The 3,318-nt window shown below is 70.7% G+C and carries 3 protein-coding genes; 2 read left to right on the top strand and 1 reads right to left on the bottom strand.

Annotated elements, in window-relative coordinates; all coding sequences use genetic code 11:
* Window positions 1-186: 186 nt before the first annotated feature.
* A complete protein-coding gene (locus B8460_RS10370; RefSeq protein WP_084623478.1) occupies window positions 187-1,290 on the bottom strand; it encodes a transglycosylase SLT domain-containing protein in 1,104 nt (367 codons plus the stop codon).
* A 304-nt stretch (window positions 1,291-1,594) separates the two neighbouring features.
* Here B8460_RS10370 and B8460_RS10365 point away from each other — a divergent pair, with 304 nt between their 5' ends.
* Window positions 1,595-2,467, top strand: coding sequence for an ABC transporter permease (locus B8460_RS10365; RefSeq protein ID WP_084623477.1), 873 nt, complete (start codon window positions 1,595-1,597; stop codon window positions 2,465-2,467).
* A 2-nt stretch (window positions 2,468-2,469) separates the two neighbouring features.
* Window positions 2,470-3,318, top strand: an 849-nt coding sequence (locus B8460_RS10360; protein ID WP_148360514.1) for an ABC transporter ATP-binding protein, incomplete at its 3' end; no start/stop codon positions are given.

Genomic DNA, 3,318 nt, shown 5'->3' with positions numbered 1-3,318 from the left:
GCCCGCCCGCATATAGGCGATCGGCCGGCCGCCGATGCGGCGGGGGTCGTCGGATGCGCCGATCACGGCGACGCTGCGCGGCGCGAGAAGTGGCGTGAGGGCGGAGAAGCCGGCGGTGTCGGTCATCGGGCCTCGGTCACGGCAGTGGCTACCGGTGCGTCCGATAGCCCCGCCTGACCGGGCGGACTAGCCCTTGTGGCTGCAGGTCTTGGTCCGGCAGGACGCGGACCGGCCATGCGCCGATGCGTGCTCGCGCCCGGCGGCGGCATGGCTCCCGCGGCCGCCGCGATCGGTCCCGAAGGCGGCGATCTGCACCGACCCGCGGCGCAGCGGCAACGTCTCGGCCGCCTGCGCCGAATTGATCAGGTGCCAGCCGCCGCCATGGCCGACGCGGGCGGCGGTGGCATAGACGCGCGGCTCGATGCTGGACCGGCCTTTCCAGCCGCGCGGTAGTTCCGCCACCTCGACCGTGTCGGCATGGCCGCGGCCATGCCGTCCGGCGCGGGCATAGCGCGACGTGCGCTCCGCCGAGGCATAGCGCCGCTCCGTCGCGCGGGCATAGCGATGGCCGGTGGTGGCACGGGCGACCTGATACGTCTCGCCGCCGCCGCCGTAGCGCAGGCCGGCCGGGATCTCGGTCGGGATGTCGTTCATCGCATATTGCTCGGCCGGCGAGCGGGTGGCCGGATACACGCCCTCGATCTCCGGCCCGATGCGCGCGACATAGTTGCGCGTCTCCGCCGGCAGCGGGCGAAGGTTCGCCAGATAGTCGTCGAGGCGGCGCGGCCCGGCGTTATAGGCGGCCAGGAAGCCGGGCGAGCCGTAGATGTCGTACATCTCGCGCATGTAGGCGGCGCCGGCGAGGATGTTGTCGTGCGGATTGTAAGGATCGTCGCCCAGGCTGTAGCGGTCGCGCAGCCCGTCATAGGTCGACGGCATCACCTGCATCAGCCCCATCGCGCCGGCCCAGGACGTGACCAGCGTGCCGTTGTGATACAGGCTGCCGCCGGATTCCTGGTGCATCACGCCGCGTATCCACGTCTCCGGCACGTCGAACCGCTTCGCCGCCTCGGTGATGTAGGGGCCCCACGGGTCGTCCGGGGGGCCGGGCGGCTGATAGTCGCCGCGGGCGCGCGCCTCATAGACGCGGGCCTCCGCCACGTCGTCCACCCGCTGCACCGTCTGCCCGGAGCAGGCCGCCAGCAGCGCCAGGGCCGCCGACGCCAGGGCGGCGCGGGCATGCGGCAGCAGCCGGAAGGCCGACACGAGGCGAAAGCGGGGAGACGTCATGCGGGGGGATCCTCCGTCGTGGCACGGCCGGGGCGGAATGGCCGGAGGGCACGACGGCCGGGCGGCCGCCGCTCAAGTGACTCGTCAGGAACTCTCGCTAAGTCCCTAAACGACTTCGCCTTACGAGGCAAGACGGAGATGCATTCCTGCCCCGACACAAAGCCATGCTTTGACCAGCATCAACAGTCCAGACCGCGCCGGGTGCGTCAATACGATAACGCCCGGAAAAATACGCCGCCGCGAGGCCGGGCCGGACAGCGTGTCCGGATTGCGACAGAGGGGCGTATCGGCTACGCCGCGCGCGATGACCTACGTCGCTCCGACACCGCCCGAAGGCCTGGCCCGCCCGCCGATGGCGCTCCTCGACCTGTCCGCGAACATGACGCGCCCGGCCCGCGCGCGCCTCGCGCGGACCGACATGCGCGAGGGCCTGGCGCTGCTGCGGCTGGCGACGATCCTCGGCTGGCTCGACATCAAGCTGCGCTACCGCGGCTCCCTGCTCGGCCCGCTGTGGCTCACCCTGTCGACGATGATCATGGTGGCGGCCCTCGGCTTCCTGTACTCGACGCTGTTTCACATGGAACTGCGCGACTACCTGCCGTTCCTGGCGCTGTCGCTGACGCTGTGGGGCTATATCGGCACGCTGGTGGGCGACGCCTGCCTGTGCTTCACCTCCGCCGACGGCATCATCCGCTCGGTCCGCCTGCCGCTCAGCATGCACGCCTGGCGCTGCGTGGTGCGCAACGTGCTGGTGCTGGCGCACAACATCATCGTCATCGTCGGCGTCTATGCCTTCTTCTCGATCTGGCCGGGGCGGGTCGCGGCGCTGGCGATCCCGGGTGCGGTGGTGTGGCTGGTGGACAGCGTCGCGGTCTGCCTGCTGCTGGGCGCCGTCTGCGCCCGCTTCCGCGACGTGCCGCAGATCATCGGCAGCGTGATGCAGATCGCGTTCTTCGTCAGCGCCATCATGTGGACGCCCGACCAGATCGGCGGCGAGAAGCTGTGGCTGCGGCTCAATCCCTTCTTCGCGCTGACCGAACTGGTGCGCGCGCCGCTGCTCGGCCATCTGCCGAACCCGGTCACCTATGCCAGCGGCATCGGCTGGAGCATCGTGCTGTGCCTCGGCGCCTGGGCCGTCTTCACCCGCACGCGCGGGCGCGTCGCGTTCTGGGTATGAGCATGGACCGCGCGACGCCGCTGGACCGCAACACCGTCGGCATCGACGCCGACGGTGTGTCCGTCCTCTTTCCCCTGTATCACGGCAACGCCCGCAGCCTGAAAAAGACCGTGTTCGCCGCCGCGTCCGGCCGGCTCGGCAAGGACAGCCAGAGCCGCGTCGTGGTGCAGGCGCTGCGCGACATCAGCTTCACCCTGCGCAGCGGCGACCGGCTGGGGCTGATCGGTCACAACGGCGCCGGCAAGACGACGCTGCTGCGCACGCTCGCCGGTATCTACGAGCCGGTGATCGGCCACATACGCGTCGCCGGCAGCATCAGCGCGCTGCTCGATCCCAATCTCGGCATGAACATGGAGCTGACCGGGCGGGAGAACATCCGCCTGCGCGGGCGCTATCACGGCCTGGGCGGCCGGGCGCTGACGCAGCTCGAGGACGACGTGGAAAGCTTCGCCGAACTGGGCGACTTTCTCGACCTGCCGATGCGCATCTACTCCTCCGGCATGGTGATCCGCCTCGGCTTCGCGCTGGCGACCGCGATCCGGCCGCAGGTGCTGCTGATGGACGAATGGTTCCTCGCCGGCGACAGCACCTTCCTGGCCAAGGCGCAGGCGCGGCTGGAGGACATGGTCCGCGGCGCCGACATCCTCGTGCTGTCCTCGCACGCCGAGGAAATCGTGGCCGCGTGGTGCAACCGGGTGATCTGGCTCGATCAGGGACAGATCCGCGACGACGGGCCGCCCGACCAAGTCCTCGAACATTATCTCGGCCGCAAGCCGGTCGCCCGCCCCCGCGCCCTGCCCGCCGCGACGCCGGACGCCGAGGGCGCCGCCGACCAGGGGGCGGACGGCCCC

The sequence above is a fragment of the Acidisphaera rubrifaciens HS-AP3 genome (assembly GCF_000964365.1).
Classification (GTDB): domain Bacteria; phylum Pseudomonadota; class Alphaproteobacteria; order Acetobacterales; family Acetobacteraceae; genus Acidisphaera; species Acidisphaera rubrifaciens.
The sequence above is the reverse complement of the archived record's forward strand: the minus strand, read 5'-3'. Positions and strand labels throughout refer to the sequence as shown.

Excerpts from the sequence above, each read along its gene's own strand:
- B8460_RS10370 (WP_084623478.1), bottom strand. The coding sequence starts at position 1,290 with ATGACGTCTCCCCGCTTTCGCCTCGTGTCGGCCTTCCGGCTGCTGCCG.
- B8460_RS10365 (WP_084623477.1), top strand. The coding sequence starts at position 1,595 with ATGACCTACGTCGCTCCGACACCGCCCGAAGGCCTGGCCCGCCCGCCG.